At 68.1% G+C, this 19,260-nt stretch carries 21 protein-coding genes; 13 read left to right on the top strand and 8 right to left on the bottom strand.

Annotated elements, in window-relative coordinates; all coding sequences use genetic code 11:
* The first annotated feature begins 84 nt into the window (after window positions 1-84).
* The 5 genes from asnB (at window position 85) to GC106_RS44195 (ending at window position 5,991) form a co-directional block, all read left to right on the top strand.
* Window positions 85-1,947 (top strand): asparagine synthase (glutamine-hydrolyzing), encoded by a 1,863-nt coding sequence (asnB, locus tag GC106_RS44215; RefSeq protein ID WP_173142191.1) that lies wholly within the window; start codon window positions 85-87, stop codon window positions 1,945-1,947.
* A 43-nt stretch (window positions 1,948-1,990) separates the two neighbouring features.
* Window positions 1,991-3,205, top strand: a complete 1,215-nt coding sequence (locus GC106_RS44210) for a cytochrome P450 (RefSeq protein ID WP_217281723.1) — start codon at window positions 1,991-1,993, stop codon at window positions 3,203-3,205.
* 125 nt (window positions 3,206-3,330) lie between these two features.
* On the top strand, window positions 3,331-4,530 hold the full coding sequence (locus GC106_RS44205) for a cytochrome P450 (protein WP_173142190.1): 1,200 nt from the start codon (window positions 3,331-3,333) through the stop codon (window positions 4,528-4,530).
* A gap of 41 nt (window positions 4,531-4,571) precedes the next feature.
* Entirely contained in the window at window positions 4,572-5,597 is a 1,026-nt protein-coding gene (locus GC106_RS44200; RefSeq protein ID WP_173142189.1) for a methyltransferase, read from the top strand.
* Between the two features lie 25 nt (window positions 5,598-5,622).
* On the top strand, window positions 5,623-5,991 hold the full coding sequence (locus GC106_RS44195; RefSeq protein WP_173142188.1) for a SchA/CurD-like domain-containing protein: 369 nt from the start codon (window positions 5,623-5,625) through the stop codon (window positions 5,989-5,991).
* A gap of 50 nt (window positions 5,992-6,041) precedes the next feature.
* On the opposite strand, the gene GC106_RS44190 is transcribed toward GC106_RS44195, so the two are convergent.
* The 8 genes from GC106_RS44190 to GC106_RS44155 are packed head-to-tail and all read right to left on the bottom strand — an operon-like array spanning window position 6,042 to window position 13,841.
* Window positions 6,042-6,491: an anthrone oxygenase family protein gene (locus tag GC106_RS44190; RefSeq protein WP_312873387.1), complete on the bottom strand. Its 450-nt coding sequence runs from the start codon at window positions 6,489-6,491 to the stop codon at window positions 6,042-6,044.
* Window positions 6,488-7,387 carry an NAD(P)-dependent oxidoreductase gene (locus GC106_RS44185; RefSeq protein ID WP_312873386.1) on the bottom strand — a complete coding sequence of 300 codons (900 nt, stop codon included), beginning with the start codon at window positions 7,385-7,387 and terminating at the stop codon, window positions 6,488-6,490. Before GC106_RS44185 ends, GC106_RS44190 begins: the two co-directional genes overlap by 4 nt.
* Window positions 7,388-7,390: 3 nt before the next feature.
* Window positions 7,391-7,771, bottom strand: coding sequence for a SchA/CurD-like domain-containing protein (locus tag GC106_RS44180; RefSeq protein ID WP_173142187.1), 381 nt, complete (start codon window positions 7,769-7,771; stop codon window positions 7,391-7,393).
* A gap of 26 nt (window positions 7,772-7,797) precedes the next feature.
* Window positions 7,798-9,309, bottom strand: coding sequence for a peptide MFS transporter (locus GC106_RS44175; protein WP_173142186.1), 1,512 nt, complete (start codon window positions 9,307-9,309; stop codon window positions 7,798-7,800).
* A gap of 4 nt (window positions 9,310-9,313) precedes the next feature.
* On the bottom strand, window positions 9,314-10,936 hold the full coding sequence (locus tag GC106_RS44170) for an FAD-dependent monooxygenase (RefSeq protein ID WP_173142185.1): 1,623 nt from the start codon (window positions 10,934-10,936) through the stop codon (window positions 9,314-9,316).
* Complete coding sequence (locus GC106_RS44165; protein ID WP_173142184.1) at window positions 10,930-11,823, bottom strand: LLM class flavin-dependent oxidoreductase; 894 nt, start codon at window positions 11,821-11,823, stop codon at window positions 10,930-10,932. The genes GC106_RS44170 and GC106_RS44165 overlap by 7 nt, the downstream gene beginning before the upstream one ends.
* Window positions 11,824-11,859: 36 nt before the next feature.
* Window positions 11,860-13,104, bottom strand: coding sequence for an FAD-dependent oxidoreductase (locus GC106_RS44160; protein WP_173142183.1), 1,245 nt, complete (start codon window positions 13,102-13,104; stop codon window positions 11,860-11,862).
* Complete coding sequence (locus tag GC106_RS44155) at window positions 13,104-13,841, bottom strand: SDR family NAD(P)-dependent oxidoreductase (RefSeq protein WP_173142182.1); 738 nt, start codon at window positions 13,839-13,841, stop codon at window positions 13,104-13,106. Before GC106_RS44155 ends, GC106_RS44160 begins: the two co-directional genes overlap by 1 nt.
* Window positions 13,842-14,053: 212 nt before the next feature.
* Here GC106_RS44155 and GC106_RS44150 point away from each other — a divergent pair, with 212 nt between their 5' ends.
* The 8 genes from GC106_RS44150 to GC106_RS44115 all read left to right on the top strand — a co-directional run bounded on the left by GC106_RS44150 (window position 14,054) and on the right by GC106_RS44115 (window position 19,140).
* Window positions 14,054-15,061, top strand: a complete 1,008-nt coding sequence (locus GC106_RS44150) for a methyltransferase (RefSeq protein WP_173142181.1) — start codon at window positions 14,054-14,056, stop codon at window positions 15,059-15,061.
* A gap of 122 nt (window positions 15,062-15,183) precedes the next feature.
* Entirely contained in the window at window positions 15,184-16,470 is a 1,287-nt protein-coding gene (locus GC106_RS44145; RefSeq protein ID WP_173142180.1) for a ketosynthase chain-length factor, read from the top strand.
* Window positions 16,467-16,727: an acyl carrier protein gene (locus GC106_RS44140; RefSeq protein WP_173142179.1), complete on the top strand. Its 261-nt coding sequence runs from the start codon at window positions 16,467-16,469 to the stop codon at window positions 16,725-16,727. Before GC106_RS44145 ends, GC106_RS44140 begins: the two co-directional genes overlap by 4 nt.
* 1 nt (window position 16,728) lies before the next feature.
* Entirely contained in the window at window positions 16,729-17,199 is a 471-nt protein-coding gene (locus tag GC106_RS44135) for an SRPBCC family protein (RefSeq protein WP_173142178.1), read from the top strand.
* Window positions 17,200-17,234: 35 nt separating this feature from the next.
* Window positions 17,235-17,696: an anthrone oxygenase family protein gene (locus tag GC106_RS44130; RefSeq protein WP_173142177.1), complete on the top strand. Its 462-nt coding sequence runs from the start codon at window positions 17,235-17,237 to the stop codon at window positions 17,694-17,696.
* A gap of 3 nt (window positions 17,697-17,699) precedes the next feature.
* Window positions 17,700-18,482, top strand: coding sequence for an SDR family NAD(P)-dependent oxidoreductase (locus GC106_RS44125; protein WP_312873383.1), 783 nt, complete (start codon window positions 17,700-17,702; stop codon window positions 18,480-18,482).
* Entirely contained in the window at window positions 18,482-18,832 is a 351-nt protein-coding gene (locus GC106_RS44120) for an antibiotic biosynthesis monooxygenase family protein (RefSeq protein WP_217281722.1), read from the top strand. Before GC106_RS44125 ends, GC106_RS44120 begins: the two co-directional genes overlap by 1 nt.
* Window positions 18,829-19,140: an antibiotic biosynthesis monooxygenase family protein gene (locus tag GC106_RS44115; RefSeq protein ID WP_173142176.1), complete on the top strand. Its 312-nt coding sequence runs from the start codon at window positions 18,829-18,831 to the stop codon at window positions 19,138-19,140. Before GC106_RS44120 ends, GC106_RS44115 begins: the two co-directional genes overlap by 4 nt.
* The last annotated feature ends 120 nt before the right edge of the window (window positions 19,141-19,260 follow it).

Below are 19,260 nucleotides of genomic sequence, written 5' to 3'. Positions count from 1 at the left end.
GTCGAGCCCGGATCGAGTACCGGCCGTCACGATGCCGGTGATCCGGTGATCCCGATCCACGATCCGCCGAGTGGAGGGCCATACATGTGCGGCATCACAGGCTGGGTGGACTTTTCCCGGGACCTGACGGCCGCGCGGCCGACCATCGAGTCGATGACCCGAGCGCTCGGCAACCGTGGCCCGGACTCCGCGGCGGTGTGGCTCGATCGCCACGCCGCACTGGGGCACACGAGAACCGCGGTCATCGACCTCGCCGGCGGTTTGCAGCCGCTGGTGGCACAAGAGGACGGTAGGACGCCGGCGGTTCTCAGCTACAGCGGCGAAGTGTACAACTTCCGCGAACTGCGCAGCCTGCTCCGGAGCAACGGTCACCGCTTCCGCACCAGCAGCGACACCGAAGTCGTCCTGCGTGCCTATCTGGAGTGGGGCCCGGACTGCGTGCGACGCCTGGAGGGCATGTTCGCGTTCGCGATCTGGGATCGGCGCCACGAGGAGCTGGTGCTGGCCCGTGACCGGCTGGGGATCAAACCGTTGTTCTACGCCCGGCTGCCCCACGGTGTGCTGTTCGGCTCCGAGCCCAAGTCGTTGCTGGCCAACCGGTTGGTGCGCCCAGTGGTCGATCAGGCCGGGCTGCGGGAGCTGCTGTCGACAGCCAAGACACCGGGGCAGGCGGTTTTCCGTGACATGCTGGAACTTCCGCCAGGCCATACCGCGGTGGTGAGTCGCCGGGGAATCAGCCTGAACAGGTACTGGCGGTTGAGAGCCGCGCCGCACACCGACGACCTGCCCACGACGATCACCACGGTACGCGAGCTCCTGAAGGACATCGTCCGCCGTGAACTCGTCGCGGACGTCCCACTGTGCACCGCCCTGTCCGGCGGGCTCGACTCCAGCGCGCTCACCGCCTTCGCGGCCGACGTCCTGGCCGAACAGGACGGGCACCGGGTACGGACGATCACCACCACGTTCGAGGGCTACGGGGACAACTTCCGTCCGGATGACACCCGCAGTGCGCCCGACGCCCCGTTCGCGGCCGAGGTCGTGCGTGCCGTCGGATCCGATCACGTCGACATCGTCCTGACAACCTCGGACATCACCGAGGAATCCACCAGGCTGGCCGCGATGCGCGCGCAGGACATGCCCACGCCGTACGGCGACATGGACGCATCGCTGTACCGCACCTTCCGCCGAATCCGGCAGCACAACACCGTCGCACTGATCGGCGAGGGCGCGGACGAGATATTCGGTGGCTACATCTGGCTGCATCAGGCCGAGTTCGCGCACGCGCAGACCTTTCCCTGGGTGGCGATGGAATCGCTGCACGACAGCTGTCGTGAGGCGGGCATGGGACGCGCTCTGCTCGACCAAGGTCTGCTTGCGAAGATCGACATGCCACAGCACTACGCCGAGATCTACCGGCAGGCCTGTGCGGAGGCCCCCCACCAGGACGGCGAAAGCGCCGACGAGCACCGGATGCGTGAACTGTGCTACCTGCATCTGACGCGCTGGTTGCCGATGCTGCTCGATCGTGACGACCGGCTCAGCATGGCGTCCGGTCTGGAGGTGCGGGTGCCGTTCTGCGACCACCGGCTGGTGGAGTACCTCTACAACGTTCCCTGGTCGATGAAGACCTACGACGGCAGGGAGAAAAGCCTGCTACGGGCCGCGGTGGCGGACAAACTGCCGCAGCGGGTGCTGCGGCGGCCGAAGAGCCCGTGGCCGGTGACCCAGGACCCGGCGTACACCCATGCGTTGCAGCGTGAGCTGTCCAAGTTGCTGGCCGGCTGGGATTCCCCTGCGCTGCAACTGATCGACGTCGGCAACGCCCGCCGGGCGGCGGACGACACGTCGGCCACGGCCTACGGATGGCACAGCCGAATGAACATCGAACTGGTGCTCCAGCTCGACCTGTGGCTGCGGCACTACGAGGTCGAACTCGCCCTGTAGGGATCAACGGCATGTCCACCGACATGATTTCCCAAGGAGAATGATGACGAGAGAGATGGCCGCGCAGCCGCTGCCGTTGGCCCGTGAGTGCCCGTTGACCCCGCCCGCCGAGTACGCGCGGCTCCGCGCCGAAAACCCGGTCAGCCCGCTGGCGCTGCCGGGTGGCGGCACCGGTTGGCTGGTCACCCGTTTCGAGGACGTGGCGGCCGCGCTGGTCGACCCCGCGGTGAGCGCGCAGCGGAAGTTCCAGACCACCGTCTCGGCGGTCACGCTGACCGCCGAGGAGTGGCAGGCGTCCGGGTTCGGCACCTCGTTCATCGGGATGGACCCACCGGAGCACACCCGTTACCGGCGGATGCTGACCGGGCAGTTCACCGTCCGCAGGCTGAAGGAGCTGACGCCCCGGATCGAGCAGATCGTGGACAAGCACGTGGACGCGATGATCGCCGCCGGACCACCGGCCGACCTGGTGCGGGACTTCGCCGAACCCGTCCCGTCACTGGTGATCTGCGAGCTGCTCGGCATGCCCTACGCGGACAGCAAGCAGTTCCAGCGCCACGCGGACGCGATGCAGCGGTTCGAACGCACGAAGGAGGAACTGCTGACCGCGATGACCGGGATGGCCACGTACATGCGCGCCCTCGTCCAGGAGAAGCGCGACCATCCGGACGACGGGCTGATCAGCGGCCTCATCCGGGCCACGCCCGAGGACGGCGTTCCGCTGACCGACGACGAACTGGTGGCGACCGGCAACCTGCTGATGATCGCGGGATACGCGACCACCGCCAACATGATCGGGATGGGCGCGCTCGCCCTGCTGACGCACCGCGAACAGTGGGAGGTGCTGCGCGACCATCCCGAGACCATCGAGCGCGGTGTCGAGGAAATGCTTCGTTACCTGTCGGTGGGGCCGTTCGGGCTGCCGCGCACGGCGAAGGCCGACACCGAGATCGGCGGACAGCGAATTCGGGCGGGCGACCCCATCGTGTTGTCGATCGAGTCCGCCAACCGGGACCCCGCGCAGTTCGAATCGCCGGACGTGCTGGACGTGACCCGGCAACCCAAGCGGCACCTCGGTTTCGCCTACGGTGCCCATCAGTGCCTCGGCCAGCAGCTCGCCCGGCTGGAGATGCGGATCGCGTTCGGTACGCTGACCCGGCGCTTGCCCCAGCTGCGGCTGACCGTCCCGGCCGAACAGATTCCCATGCGCTCGGACATGCAGATCTACGGCCCGTACGAGCTTCCGGTCACCTGGTAGCGCCAGTCACGCGGGCACGACCACTTCGCGAGTCCGTTTCGAGCGGGGACCTGGACACTGAACGAACCGCCGCCATGAATCCACTATGGATGGACGCGGAACACCGGCGAGAGCAAGGGGCTTCGATGCCGCCCGACCAAGCACCGCTTCGTTTTCCGTTTCGCAGCAAGCATCCGATGCTGCCGCCGGACGAGTACGCACTGCTTCGGAAGGAGCGGCCGCTGTGCCGCGCCAGCCTGCCCAACGAGCACAGCGTCTGGCTGGTCACCCGATACGCGGACGTGCGGCAGGTACTCGCCGATCCCCGGTTCAGCCGGGAGGCCATCACCCGGCCTGACGCACCGAGGCTGCTGCCGGTGGCGGCGGGCTCGAAGTCCATCTTCGTGATGGATCCGCCCGAGCACACCAGGCTGCGCAAGCTGGTGGGCCGGGTCTTCACCACCAGGCACGTGGATCGCCTGCGGCCGAGGATCGAGCACCTTGCGGGCGCCATGGTGTCCGCCATGGCCGAGCAGGGACCGCCCGCCGACCTGATCGCGGGACTGGCGCAACCGCTGCCGATCACCGTGATCTGCGAGATGCTCGGCGTTCCCCACCAGGATCACTTGCTGTTCCGGGAGTGGACCGACGTGATGCTCAGCGTGAGCGCCCACTCCTCCGAGGAGGTGACCGCGGCCGCGGCCAAGCTTCGCCGGTACTTGGGCGAACTGATAGCGGACAGGCAGCGTGCCCCCGCGGACGATCTGTTGACCACGCTCATCAAGGCCAGGGACGAGTCGGACTCGCTGAGCACCGAGGAGTTGCTCGCCTTCGGCGAAACCCTGCTGATGGCCGGTTACCACGCCACCACATCGGAAATCGCGCATGCCGCGCTCACCCTGTGCGAGCGGCCGGAGACGATCCGCCGGCTGCACAGGCACCGGGACGAACTGCCTGCGGCGGTCGAGGAGCTGTTGCGGTACTCGCAGGCGGGCGGCGGCGTCGGACCGATCCGGATCGCAGTGGCCGACATGGAGATCGGCGGAACCACCATCCGCGCCGGCGACGCGGTGCTGCCGTGCATCAACTCGGCGAACCGTGACGAGACCGTCTTCAGCAACGCCGAAGACCTGGAGCTGACCCGGAGCCAGAACCCGCACCTGGCCTTCGGCCACGGAATTCACCACTGCATCGGCGCTCAGCTGGGGCGCGTGGAGCTCACCGTCGCCCTTGACGCACTGCTCGAACGGCTCGGCCAGTTCACCTTGGCCGTGCCGCCGGACGAGCTGGAATGGAAGGCCGGCAGGGCGTTCACCCGGCCGGAGACACTGCCGTTGCGGTGGTGAGACGAACGGCGCACCGAACCTGGGAAGGACCGCGACACACGATGAGCACCACGACACCCACGCCCAGCGCCCGGCCGTTGATCGAGCTCGGCACCTCCTTCTGGAGGGGCAAGACGCTGCTCTCGGCCGTCGAGATAGGACTGTTCACCGAACTCGGCGACGGTTCCTGCACAGCGGAGGAACTGCGCGCCAAGCTGGACCTGCATCCTCGTGCGGCCAGCCACTTCCTGGACGCGCTGGTCGCACTGGACGTGCTGGAGCGGACCGACGGGAGGTACCGCAACACCGAGGCGAGCGCGTACTTCCTCGATGAGAACAAGGACACCTACCTCGGCGGCTGGATGCGTCAGGCCAGCGCGCACCTGTTCCGGGCCTGGGGCGGTCTCACCGAGAGCCTGCGCACCGGCAAGCCGTTCATCGGCTGGGACAGTGCGGACTACTTCGAGCGGCTGTACGAGGACATGGACGAGCGGCGCAACTTCATCGCGGCGATGGACGCGTGGACGACCCACATCGCCCGCGAGTTGGCGGCAGGTGTCGACTGGAGCCGTCATCACGACTTCGTCGACGTCGGCGGCGCCCGCGGCAACCTGTCCGCCTGGCTGGTCAAGGCCCAGCCACACCTGTCCGGAACGGTCTTCGACCGGCCAGAGCTCGAACCGCTGTTCGCCGAGCACATGGCGCGGCACGGCACCGCGGAGCAGGTCCGCTTCGTCACCGGCGACTTCTTCACCGAGTCACTGCCCGAGGCCGACGTGCTGATCTTCGGGCACATCCTGCACGACTGGGACGACGACGAGCGCCGCGCGCTGGTGGCGCGTGCGTACGAGTCGGTTCGGCCCGGCGGCGTCGTGGTCATCTACGACCGGATGATCGACGATGACCGAAGGCGGAACGTGACCGGGTTGCTCGGCTGCCTCAACCTGCTCGTGGTCACACCAGGTGGTTCGGAGTACACGGTGGCCGAATGCCGGGCCTACGCGGCTGCTGCCGGGTTCGGCGAAACCACCACGCTGCCCCTTTACGACGGCTTGGAAACCGCGGTCATCGCCCGCAAAGCCGGCTGACCGGAACAGTCCCCAGGGAGTTCCCATGCCGTACACGGCCATCACCTACGACATCAAAAGCGGGTACGAGGACGAGGTGGCCGAGGTGTTCGGCGACTTCCAACGCCCGAAGAGCACTGTGGTTCCGGGTGCCGACGGCGAGCAGGCCGGCCGAATCCTGGCCACTGCGGTCTTCATCCGGGACAGCACGCTGGTGCGGTTCATCGAGTACGAGGGCGATCTGGAGGCGGTGGCCCGGTTCATGGCCACCCAGCCCGGCGTGCGCCAGGTGGAACGGAAACTGGCGCCGTACCTGAACAAGCCGAGGGACACCGGCACCGTCGACGGCTTCCTGCGTACCTTCCGGGAAAGCCAACTGCGCTGCATCACCCAGTTCACCGTGCCACGCGCCTGACCCGAGCAGCGGCGTCGCGCCGGGTCAACGAACCGTTTCGTGGAATCGGCTCAGCCGAGAACCACCGCGACGGAGTTGACCACTACCGCGGCTACGGCGAGCGTGGTGCGCAGGAGGTGCCAGCGCCGCCACAGCGGCCGGGGATCACGCCAGCCGACGGGGATGCCGGCCGGATCGAGCGACTTGACCACGCGGTTGATCGGCACGTTGCAGAAGTGCGAGACCACCGACACCCCGAGCAGTAGCACTGCCGCGACGACGAACAGCGTCGTCGGTCCCTCGGCGAAGACGGCCAGCGCGATGTCGACCGTCATCGACGACAGCACGATGATCGGCATGGTGGGGTCCCACCGCCGGCCGATCAACTGGTGCGTGTAGACGTACCGATCGGGTGGCATCGCGACCAGCGCGGGCAGCACGCTCAGCGCCACCGCGAACAGCACACCGGCCACGACGCCGCTACCGACCAGCACGGCCACAGACAGCACATCCGTGATCACGCCGAGCCCGCTGGAGCATCAGCCCTGTTGGTCCGCAACGGCAGTTCGACCACGGCGGCCGCGTCGTCGTCGCCGTATCCGGCATCCACAGTAGACGCGAGAATCTCGGTCGCGCGCCCGACAATCGGTAGTTCCACGCCCTGTGCGTGGGCCTCTCTGCCCGCGAGGCTGAGGTCCTTGAGCATCAGGGCCGCCCTGAACGCCGCAGGCTGGTAGTTACGCGTGCGCATGAACTCCGCACGGAAGCCCAGTACCGGGGAATGCCATCCGCTGCCCGCGAAGGCGTCCAGCAACAGCCGCCGGTCCATGCCCATCGCCTCGACGAACGCGACCGCCTCGGCCAACCCCACGGTCTGCACACCCAGCAACAGGTTGAACGCCAGCTTCAGCACGCAGGCATTGCCGGCCGGGCCAAGATGCCTGTGTTCCCGGCCGATCGCGACCAACACGTCGTGCACCGAATCCACATCGGACTCGTTACCCGCGGTGAAGACTCGCAGCTGCCCGGTAGCGGCCATCATGGGATTGCCGATCACACACGCCTCGACCCGGCGCACGCCCGCTTCGGCGAGTCGTCGCGCCGCCTCCCGCGAGAACGCCGGCGACACCGTCGAGGTGTCCACCACGACCATGCCGGGCCGCAGCCGGCCGGCGAGTTCACCGAACAGCACACGCTCAACCGCCTCCTCGTCGGCGAGACTGAGCAGGACGACATCGGCGACCGCCGCCGCGTTCGCTGCTGTCGCCGCGACGATCGCACCGGCCTGCCGCAAGGATTCGGCCTTCGTGGCCGTGCGGTTGAACACGATGGTGGTGAAGCCCGCGGCAAGCAGCGAACGGGCCATGCCGGAGCCCATCGCGCCCAGTCCGATCACCGCTGTCGGCGTTTCGGGCACGGCTCATCCCTTCGTCGGGTGCGTGTCCAGCGAAAGCTGGGAGACACAGCGCATGGTGGCGTCCCTGAAGTACTGGCCGAACGCCTGGGGAGTGGTGGTGTCCCGCTGCCGCTGTAGGTACGGGGCCAGCTGCTGCTCGATCAGGTGGACGCCGCGCTGGGCCGCCATGTGCCGGGCGATGACGGCGAAATCACCCTCGAAGTGGATGATCCGCACCATCACGTCCTCCTTGACGAACACGGCAGTGCCGAGCAGGCGACCGGCGGGCCCGCCGTCCTCGTACCGCAGGTCCGGCGTGTCCACGCGCTGGAACTGCGCGAAGATGTCGGCGATCTCGTCCTCGTGCCCCGGTTTGACGCGGTAGGTGATCGCGGCGTACGGCATCGGCTCACTCCGTTCTCGTTGGTGGATCACATTTCCCTGGCCGGCACCGGCTCGGTCTGCTGGTACGGCGAGCTGTCCTTCGCCAGCGCCCGGCTCAGACTCCGGCGGTACAGCGCGAAGCCGGCACCGGCGAGCGTCGCCGCCCCGCCCAGACCGAGGTAGTACACCGACTCAGGGACAACCTCCCCCAGCCGCACCAGAGCACTGCCCAGCCCGCCGCCGAGTGCGGCGAACAGCCACAGCATGCCCAGAATCCGCCCCATGAACTGTTTGGGCAGCACGTCGGCCGCCGACGAAATGGTGACCGCCGCGATGACCACCTCGCCGCAGGCGTGCATCAGGTAGACCGCGATCAGCCACAGCGGTGAGACCTTCGCGCCGCCGGAGGTGTTCGCCGCGGCGACCGCCATCACCAGAAAACCACCACCCACCAGCAACAGTCCGACGGCGAACTTCACCGCCAGCTGGTACCGCTCGCCGAAACGCGGCAACACGACAGCCACCAGCGGTGCGATCACCAGGATGAACAGCGGCGTCGCGGACTGCAGCCAGCTCGCCGGCACGCCGAACCCGAACACGGTGAGGTCGGTATGGTCCCGTGCGAACAGGTTCAGCAGCGAGGCCGCGTGCGCGATGATCATCCAGAAGAGCGTGGCACCGAGGAACACCGCCAGGAATCCCTTGAGTCTGCGGCGATCACCGGCGCCCAGCGCCGGATTCCGGTACAGCACGACATAGCCGACCACCGGGATGACCAGACCGAGCACGCTCGCGCACACGATGGCCGTCGTCGCACTGAGCACACCGCACAGCCACAGCACGGTCAGCAGCCCGGCCAACGCCAGCAGAGCGCTTCCAGTTCTGCGGGCCACCACAACACGTTCGGGCCTTGTCAGCGGACGCTCCGGACGGCCGCCCACGTCGTGGAACTGCCCGGCCGCGCCGGCCAGCAAAGCAGCGGTGAGCAACACCGCCACCGACGCGATCGAGAACGCGAGGTGCCAGCTGACCCGCTCGCCCAGGTATCCGGTCAGCAGCGGGGCGATCAGCGCGGACACCTGCACTCCGACGTACATCAGCGAAATGCCCGACTCCCGGCCCCGGCGACCCGCGAACATCAGGTTGACCATGGCCTGGTGGTTCGGTTTGAACAGCCCTCCCCCCGCGGCCAGCAGAACGAGCCCGGCCGCGGTGGTCCAGCCGGCCGGGACCGCCAGGCACACATAGCCGAATCCGCTGATCAGGCAACCTGCCAGCAGCGCACGCCGTTGGCCGAGCACCCGGTCGCCCAACCAGCCGCCCGGCAACGACAGCAGGAACATCACGCTGATCCATGCGCCGAACAAGGCGGCAGCGTCGCCGGTGGCCAGGCCGAGCCCGCCCCGGGACTCGGGCGCCGCCGCGTACAGCACGAGGATGGCCTGCATACCGTAGAACCCGAACCGTTCGAGTGTGTCGGTGCAGAACAACGTGACGTACCAGCGCGGCATCGTGCGAAGGGAAACAGGTCCGTCCGCTGTGGACTCCCGCCTGCTCATGCCGTCACCTCTCGACAGGCACGTGCCCACTCGCCCGGGCGAGCGCCGCGGCCAGAATGCCGTCCTGGTCGTCAACCCACCCGGGCGAGCGCCAGGCGACGAAGGCGTCCGGCCGCACCAGGACCGCGCCTTGCTCGGACACTCCGTAGGCCGTGGCCCAGTCCCGGTCGACCGGCACCATGTCGCCGCCCTGGCCGACCACGAACCCGCGCACCGGAACGGACAGCTGCTTGGCGACCCGCTCGGCGCTCTCCACCCAGCCGCTTCCCCTCGAACCGGTCAGCAGCACGAACTCGTCCCAGAACAGGTCGATTGTGGACATGCGGGCTCCGTCACGATCCAGCCACACGTGCGGCGCGCGGGTTCCGGGCTCGCCGGACAGCTGAAGATCCGGGGTGAGTACCGGGACGTCCTGGCGGTCACCGGTGATCACGTCCGACTTGTACCGGTACCCGAGAGTGATGATGATGTCGTCCACCATGGACGCCAGCGTTTCCTCGTCCGCGTGCCCATGCCGGATACGGTTTCGCACCATCGCCTGGCGTGCCATGGCCGCACCCACCCCGCGTCGTTCGTCGTCATAGCTGTCCAGCAGCGCGTCGCCGGCCCAGCCACGCAGCACCGCGGCGAGCTTCCATGCCAGGTTGTGGGCGTCGTGAATGCCTGTGTTGGCCCCGAAACCACCGGCCGGTGGATGCACGTGCGCCGCGTCGCCCGCCAGGAACACGCGGCCCCGCCGAAAGGTCTCGGCCACCAGCTGGGCACCCTGCCACGGAACTTTGGCGACGATCTCGACGTCCATGTCCGCCTTCCCGGAAGCGGTACGCACGATGTCGACGCACCGCTCGTCGGGGTAGTCGGCCGGTGATTCGCCCTTGTCCGGGTAGTACAGCGGTGCGGCCAGCCACGGGTCACAGCCGTGCAGCCGGGACAGGCCCATCAGTGTGCCTGGCGCCGCCGTCGCGTAGCACAGGATGAACTTGCGGCCCTTGAGCAGCTTCTCCAGCTCCGGCGCGCGGAAGTAGATGCTCAGCGCGTCGAACACGGTGCCGATGCCGCTGCGTTCGACACCGAGCTGCTGCCGCGTGCGGCTGCCGGCGCCGTCCGCGCCGACCAGGTATTCCGCTCGGACGGTCATCCGTTCGCCGGACCCGTCGTCCTTGACGATGGCGGTCACGCCGTCCTCGTCCTGGTCGAAGCTCAGCAGGCGCGTGGCGAACCGCACCTCCGCCCCTGCCCTGCGCGTCAGGTCCACCAGAACCCGTTCGTAGCGGTCCTGCCCGCAGCCCATCACCCGCTCCGGGCTGATGGTCGGCCCGTCCAGCGACGGCGCTTCGAGCACGATCGCGTCGTCGATCTCGGCGAACGTGCGGACCTGCAGGATGCCGCCCTCGAAATAGCCGTGTGAGTCGCCCACTTCCAGTGCGCGGATCTCCTTGTTGACCCCGGCCGCCCGGAACAGCTCCATCGTGCGGGCCTGTAGCCCGGGCGCGCGGGGCAGCGTCGACGTGCCGTCCCTTTTCTCCACCACCAGCGAACGCACACCGTGGTGTGCCAGGAAAAGAGCGGTGGACAGACCCACCGGCCCGGCACCGACGACCAGCACCGGAACCCTCACGTCTACCATGCCGTCTTCCTTTGCCCCAGTCCGCCGGCGGACAAAGCGACCTTGGCGATGAGGTCGAGTTGCTCCACGTCCGCTGTGCACGGAAAAAGCAGCAACTCGTCACACCCCGCCTCGGCGTAGCCATCGATCGTGTCGCGCAGCCTGTCCTCGTCCGCGATCACGCCGGACGCGAGGAACTGCGCCTTCTCGCCCATGTAGGAGTAGTAGTCGAGCAGGTACTCCCCGCCCGTCTTCTTGCGATCCGCGCCAAGCGCCACGTAGGTGAGCGCACCCAGTTTCGGTGTGTCGGTACGACCCTCGGCCTTCCAGGCATCGCGCACCTGTTCGGCCAGTGCCGGGAACTTGGCGATCGGGCCACCACCGGAGACCCAGCCGATGCCGTGCTTCGCGGCACGCGGGAACGCTGCGGGCGAGTTACCGCCGATCCACAGTGGAACGCGCTGGTCGTTCACCGGCCGTGGACCGATGCCCGGCACGGGTCCGGCACCGGCCCACACCTTGCCGAGCTCGTTGAGCAGTTCGTCCAGCCACCTGCCCCGGGTCCGGTAGGACACTCCGGTCGCCCGGAAGTCGTCCTCCCGCGCGCCCGCCGCGACGCCGACCACCAGCCGCCCACCGGAGACGCGGTCGATGCTGGCGAGTTGCTTGGCCAGCAACGCCGCGCTCGGCCAGTACGCGGCCAGCAGGATCGTCGGCGCCAGCGTGATGCGCTCGGTCACCGCGGCTGCGGCAGCCAGCGAGACAAGGCTGTCGTAGCTGTCGTACACCAACCGGTCAAGCACCGCCAACGTGCTGAATCCCAGCTCGTCCGCCCGGCGGGCGAACTCGACCAGCTGACGGCCGTCCGTACCGGGAACGGTGTTCGGCAGGCCCACTCCAACGTCCATCGTGATCTCTCCTGTTGTCCGTTCCCTGGGGACTGTTCACGCGGTCGCCAGCACCGACTCGTCGAAATCGATCCGCTTCAGCGACCACTTCGCCACTCGCAACGACATCGCCACCGCCTCGGTGGCGTAGCCGAGCATCTCCGCCTGGTAGTTCTCCGATGCCTCGGACACCGAGCACTCGCCTCGATCCACCGCGCGGAGCCATCGGGTCAACGTGCTGGCGTCACGCATGGCCGTGTTCGCGCCGACGCCTCCGGACGGCGGCATCGCATGCACGGCGTCGCCGAGCGGGATGACGTTTCCCGGTGCCCACGGCTCGATCGGGGCGGTCGCCCGCACGGCGACCGGAAAGGTCTCCGACACGTCCGCGTAGCGCAGAATGGTGCGCAGCGCCGGATGCCAGCCCGAGGTGCGTTCCACCACCAGTTCCCACAGCCGCGCGCCGCTCATCGTCAGGAACTCGCGGTCGGCCATGCCTGTGGCACTGCGGTGCATGGAGAACACCGACATGAAGTAGTCCCCGGTGTCGTCGAATTCGTACCCCGGCCACAGCTTCGCCGCCGCCTGCCTGGGCTTGACGCGATACACCATCGGCATCAGGCCGAGCTTGTGCCCGTCCGAGCCGATCACCCACGTGAACCGGTCCTGCAGGACCTCGGGGACACCACGACGCAGTGCGCCGGTCATCGGGATGCGGCCGAAGACCGTGCGAACTCCCAGATCGCGTGGCTCGCCGAGGTCTCCCTGTTGGCGACGTACCACCGAGTTGCTGCCGTCCGCCGCCACCAGCACGTCTGCCCTGACCGCGTCGCCATCGGCGAAGTGCGCCACCACGCCACCGCCCACCGGCCGTTCGTAGTGGGTGAACCGCCTGCCGAAGCGCACCACGTCGTGCAGACCCGCCAGCAGCACCCGGCGCAGCGTGACCCGGTCGACCGCGTCCACCTTCTCCGGCCGATCCGCTCTCGGGTCGTTGATCTCCGGACCCCATTGCTCGACCAAATGCTCGTCGTACACGGCCATGCCGTAGCCGTACCGGCTGTTCGCGGTGGCCACGAGCAATTCCCGCACCGGACGAGGCAGGCAGTCACGCAACGCCTGCTCGCCCTCGGGGCTGATGTGGAGGCGATAGCCCTGGTTGCGGCCGCGCACGGACTCGTCTCGTTCGTACACCTCGACGTGGACGCCGGCCTGCCGCAGTCCCTGAGCCAGACAGAGCCCGCCCACGCCACCGCCGATCACGACGACGCGCAGCCCGCGTCGTGATGCTCCGCCACCCATCACACCCCGCCGTCCACATTGAGCGTGGCTCCACTGATGTAGCGGGCTGTGTCACCGGCCAGGAACAACACCGCGCCGGCCACGTCCTCCGGCTGGCAGATGCGGCCGAGCGCGGTCATCCCGACTATGCGTTCGACTGCCTGCGGCGGCAATCCGGCGCCCGGTTCGGTCTCGGTGAGCCCAGGCGCGACGATGTTGACCCGGATGCCACGCGGACCGACTTCCTTGCACAGTCCACGGGTGAAGCCGAGCAGCGCGGCCTTCGAGGCGGTGTAGTGCACGCCGTTGACCCGTCCGCGCAGCGCGACGGAGGAGCCGACGTTCACGATGGACGCGCCGTCCGTCAACAGATCGAGCATCGCCTGGGTGACCAGGAACGCGGTGGTGAGGTTGTGGTCGATCAACCGGTGCCACTCGTCGTCGTCGATGTGCCCGAACGGGACGCCGCCGTCCACGCCGACGTTGTTGACCAGCACGTCGAGCTTGTCGAACTCGGTCCGCACCACCTCGGCCAGCCGCTCCACCTCGGGCCTGTTGGTCGCGTCGGCACGCACCACCCGATGCTCGTCACCGAGCGTCTTGAGCTGCCTGCTGAGGCTTTCCGCCGCCTCGTCCGCGCTGTGGTGGCAGGTGATCACCCGCGAACCGGCACGGGCGAAGGCGAGCGTCGTCGCCCGTCCGATCCCCTTGGTACCGCCGGTGACCAACACTCGTTTGCCACGCAACCCCTGGTCCACTGGATGCCACCTCTTCCTGCGTTCGGCCGGCGTCCGATGCTGTCAACGGCGGCTGGTCCGGTACTCGAACCGTGGTCGAGGACCCGCCCACCGAGTCCACTGAGGACTTTCCGCACGCCTTCGAGCACGCCTCCACCACGCGATGCGAACGTTCCCGCTCGACTCGGCATGGCGCCTGGCCGGCCGAATTCGCCAGAAAGGGAGCCGCACGAATGACGAACACCGTTCCCGACGTCAGCACCCCGGCCGGAATCATCCGGCTCTGCAACGCGTTCTGCGATGCAAAAGCGTTGCTCACCGCGGCGGAGCTCGACCTGTTCACCGTTCTGCACGCGGGCCCGTTGACCGAAGAGGAGATCCGCCTGCGGCTCGAGTTGCACGGCCGCGGGCTGCGTGACTTCCTTCAGTTGCTGGTCGCGCTGGGCCTGGTGGAGAAACAGGACGGCCACTACCGCAACGCCCCGGGCGCGGACCGCTACCTGGTCCGGCACATGCCGACCTATGTCGGCGGATTCCTCCACCGGGCCAACAACAACCTGTATCCGGCGTGGGGCAGGCTGACCGAAGCACTGCGGACCGGTAAGCCCCAGGCGGCAGGCGACTTCGAGCAGGTGCTCCGGAACCCGGAGGTGCTCGGCCAGTTCGTCCGCATGATGGACGCGCTGACGCAGGTGCTCGGGCCGCGACTGATCGAGGCGTTCGACTGGACGGGATACCGGACCGTGCTGGACGTCGGCGGCTGCCGGGGCAACATGGCAGGCCAGATCGTCAAGGCACATCCCGGGCTGACCGGTCATGTCCTGGACCTGCCACAGATGGAGCCGTTCTTCGACGAGCACATGGCCGCCCTGGGCCTCACCGGCGAAGTGCGCTTCCACGGCGGCAACTTCTTCCACGACCCGCTCCCCCGGGCCGACCTGGTGATCCTCGGCCACGTCCTGCACGACTTCGACCAGGAACACCGGAAAACGCTGGTCCACAGGGCATGCGAGGCGGTACTCCCCGGTGGGGCGCTGCTGGTCTACGACCGGATGCTGGACGAGGAGCCGACCCACGTGGAGAACCTCGTGATCAGCCTGGACATGCTGCTGGTCAGCGACGGCGGCTCGGAGTACCCGGCCGGCGAGATCCGGGAACACGCGGCCGGCGCCGGCTTCACCCGGTTCCACGCCGAGCCACTCGGCGACTACGACACCCTGGTCGTCTGCCGCCGCCCGTAGCGTCCGTGACACGCCGGGATCGGCTCCCTCCCCCAACAGGACCACCTGAGTGCCGTCGAGCCGGTTTCGAGATGGTCTCCAGACCGGAAAGCGAGTGTGGGGACGTGGTGAAAAGCATCCCGATGCCTACCGGGAAAGGCGCGGTGACGAGCACGTCCGGGACGGTCACCGATCCCGTGGTGACCGGCATCGGTGTGCTGGCACCGACCGGAGCCGGCGTCGAGGCACACTGGCACGCGGTACTGGCGGGCAAGTCGGGGATAAGCCGGATCAACCGTTTTGATCCGACGTCCTATCCGGTGCGGTTCGCCGGTCAGGTGCCCGGGTTCGCCGCCAAGGACCACGTACCGGGCCGGCTGATCCCGCAGACCGACCACTGGACGCACCTCGGCTTGGCGGCGGCCGCTGCCGCGCTCGCCGACGCGCGGATCGATCCGGCCGAGCTGCCCGAGTACGAGATGGCCGTGGTCACGTCGAGTTCGTCGGGCGGGACCGAGTTCGGCCAGCACGAGATGGAACGGCTGTACCTCAACGGCCCGTCCTGGGTCGGCGCGTACCAGTCGATCGCCTGGTTCTACGCGGCGACTACAGGGCAAATTTCCATCCGGCACGGTATGCGGGGCCCTTGCGGAGTGCTGTGCTGTGAGCAGGCCGGTGGGCTGGACGCGCTCGGACAGGCCCGGCGACTGCTGCGGACAGGTTCCCGGCTGGTGGTCAGCGGCGGCACTGACGCGTCGTTGTGCCCCTACGGCCTCGTCGCGCAGCTGACCAACGGCCACCTGTCCACTGTGGAGGACCCAGCACGGGCTTATCTCCCGTTCGACGCCGCCGCGTCCGGTTATCTGCCGGGTGAGGGCGGGGCGATCCTGGTGCTGGAAAGCGCGGCTGGTGCCGCCGCCCGCGGGATGGGCCACGGCTACGGGATCATCGCGGGATACGCGGCGGGTTTCGACCCTCCGCCAGGATCGGACCGGCCGCCCGCGTTGCGCCGCACGATCGAGCGCGCACTGGCGGACGCGGATGTCGGACCGGCCGATGTGGACGTCGTGTTCGCCGACGGCGCCGGGGTCCCCGAAGCGGACCTGGCCGAGGCCCGGGCCCTGGCGGAGGTTTTCGGCCCGCGTGGGGTGCCGGTGACCGTGCCGAAGACGTTGACCGGCCGGCTTTACGGCGGGGGCGCCGCGTTGGATGTCGCGACCGCGCTGCTGTCCCTGTGCGACAGCGTCATCCCGCATACGGCCGGGCCGACGCACCTGGCGGCCGGGTGCGAGATCGACCTGGTGACAGATCAGCCACGGGACGCCCGGCTGAACACGGCGCTCGTCGTGGCCAGGGGCCACGGCGGGTTCAACGCGGCGCTCGTGCTCAGGCGGCCGGAAGCCGACAGAGCGGAGGGAGAGTGCGGATGAGCGAGTTCACTTTGGACGATCTGCGGGAGATCATGCGAGCCAGTACGGGTGTCGACGAGGGCGTGGACCTCGACGGCGACATCGCCGACGTGGAGTTCGACGACCTGGGGTACGACTCCCTCGCGGTGCTGGAGCTGTGTGGGCAGGTCGGGCGCAGGTACGGCGTCCAGATCTCCGACGACGCCGCGTCGGAGATGCCGACGCCTGCCAGAGCCGTCGAGTTCATCAACACCATGGTGGCGAAGGCGAGGGTTTGACGTGGCGGGACACACCGACAACGAGATCGTCATCGACGCACCGATGGACCTGGTCTGGGACATGACCAACGACATCGAGTCGTGGCCTCGGCTGTTCAGCGAGTACTCGGAGGCGGAGATTCTCTCCCGGCGTGACGGGACCATCGTCTTCCGGCTCGCGCTGCATCCGGACGAGAACGGCAAGATATGGAGCTGGGTGTCCGCGCGCACGCCGGACGAGTCGACCAGAACCGTACGGTCCCAGCGCATCGAGACCGGGCCGTTCAAGTACATGTGGATCTACTGGGAATACCTGCAGACCGACAACGGCGTGCGGATGCGCTGGGTGCAGGACTTCGAGATGAAGCCGCAGGCGCCGGTGGACGACATGGCCATGCAGGCGCGGCTCAACCACAACACCCCTGTGCAGATGCGACTCATCAAGCAGAAGGTCGAGGCGGCGGCCGTGTCCGACCGGGCCGCTGTCACCTGACGCGCGGGGACCCGATCGAACCGTCGGAGGTGAACGTGCTCGAAATCCTGGTACCACTCGTGTTGCTGGCCAACGGCCTCGCGGCCGGAGTGCTGGTGGGCACGCTGCTCGGCGGGTGGCCGTTGCTGGAAAGCCTGCCTCCTGACCGTTACGTGCACGCACACGCGTTCTTCTCCACTCGGTTCGACCCCTTCATGCCGGCCTGCCTGGTGATCACAGTGATCGGTGACGTGCTCATCGCCGTGGTCACGCCCGACTTGGGCGCACGAGTGCTGTTCCTCGGCGCCGCGGTGGCGGCGCTGGGCACGGTCGCGATCTCGTTGGTGAAGAACGTTCCGGTGAACGCGTGGATCCAGGCGCAGAACCCGGACGATCTGCCCGACGACTTCGCCGAACGCGACCCGCGCCGGGACTGGGGCGCCTGGAACCGGGCCCGGACAGCACTGTCGACGCTCGCCCTGCTGACCAATTGCGTCGCCGTAGGTCTCCTGCTGTGACCCGTGGATGAACGACAGAACGCGGAGGACGACATGGATCTCGATCTGGTGGGCAAGAAGGCACTGGTGACCGGAGGAACGCGCGGCGTCGGTCGCGGCATCGTGCTGGCGTTGGCGCGCAACGGGGTCGACGTCATCACCTGCTACCGGCAGGAAAGTGAAGCGTCGGCCTCACTCGTCCGGGAACTCAAGGAGATCGGCGGACATCATCACGTGCTGCGCGCGGACCTCGCCGAGCCGGTGGAGATCGCGGACCTGCTGCACGAGTGCGAGTCCCGGTTCGGCCGGCTCGACCTGGTGGTCAACAACGCCGCCGTGATCAGCCATGTGCCGTACGAGGAACTGCCGTTGGCGGATTGGCAGCGCACGCTCGCCACCAACCTGACCGCCGTGCACCTGGTGATCCAGCACGCGCTGCCGCTGCTGGGCGAAGGCAGCTCGGTGATCAGCATCAGTTCCAAGTCCATCGACGTGGGCATTCCGCTCCGGGCGCACTACACCGCGACCAAGGCCGCGCTGCACGGTCTGACCCGGAGCCTGGCGCGGGAGTTCGGCGGTCAGGGAATCCGGTTCAACGTCCTGTCCCTCGGCATGATCCACACCGAGGCGATGGACGCGCTGCCGGCCGAGCAGCGCGAGCCGATGATCAAGCGCTACACCGAGAAGACCTCGCTCGGCAGGCTCGGCACACCGGACGAGGTGGCGGGCGCGGTGCTCTGGCTGGCCGCCGACCTGTCCCGGTACGTCACGGGCGCGGTCGTCGCGGTGGACGGCGGGATCGCGTGATGATGCCCGAGGGTGTCTTCCGGGTGATGCTGCGGATGGACATCAAGCCCGGCATGGAGAACGAGTTCGAGCGGGTGTGGCGGGAGATCGGCGACTCGGTCACCTCGCATCCGGCGAACCTCGGCCAATGGCTCGCTCGCGGCGACGAGGCGGGCGTCTACTACATCGTCAGCGACTGGGTGGACGAACCGCGGTTCCGCGAGTTCGAGACCAGCGACCGGCACCTGAACCATCGGAAGAAGCTGCACCCCTACCGTTCCGGCGGCTCGATGACCACCATGCGCGTCGTCACGTATCTGCCTGGCGACGCGAACGGGAAGAGCCACCAGGAATGGGAGGCGGCTCGATGACCGGCGAAGTACGGGTGCTGCTCTACCACGCGACGAACGACCTCTCCGGCATCGAGGCGGCCTACCACCTGACGAGTACTCGGCTCGAATCGGTGCCAGGCCTGCTCGGCAACGAACTGCTGCACTCGGTAGCCGACCCGAACGGATTCGTCGTGCTCAGCGCATGGCGGAACCTGGACGCCTTCCAGGAGTGGGAGAAGAGCTCGGAACACCGCAACCAGACGGCTCCGCTGCGGCCATACCGGGACACGACGATGCCGAATCCGTTCGGCCTGTACCAGGTGACGGCTTCCTACCGGACGAGCTGACGGGAATTTCGCGTGATGCGCCTACCGACGCCCGAAGACGAGGGAAGACCGCACGAGCGGTGGCGGGCGTTCGGCGGCGTACTGCTGGACGCATTGACCTACACCGGCATCGCCCTGTGC

Source organism: Kibdelosporangium persicum (genome assembly GCF_013280595.1).
Taxonomy (GTDB): Bacteria; Actinomycetota; Actinomycetes; order Mycobacteriales; family Pseudonocardiaceae; genus Kibdelosporangium; species Kibdelosporangium persicum.
The sequence above is the reverse complement of the archived record's forward strand: the minus strand, read 5'-3'. Positions and strand labels throughout refer to the sequence as shown.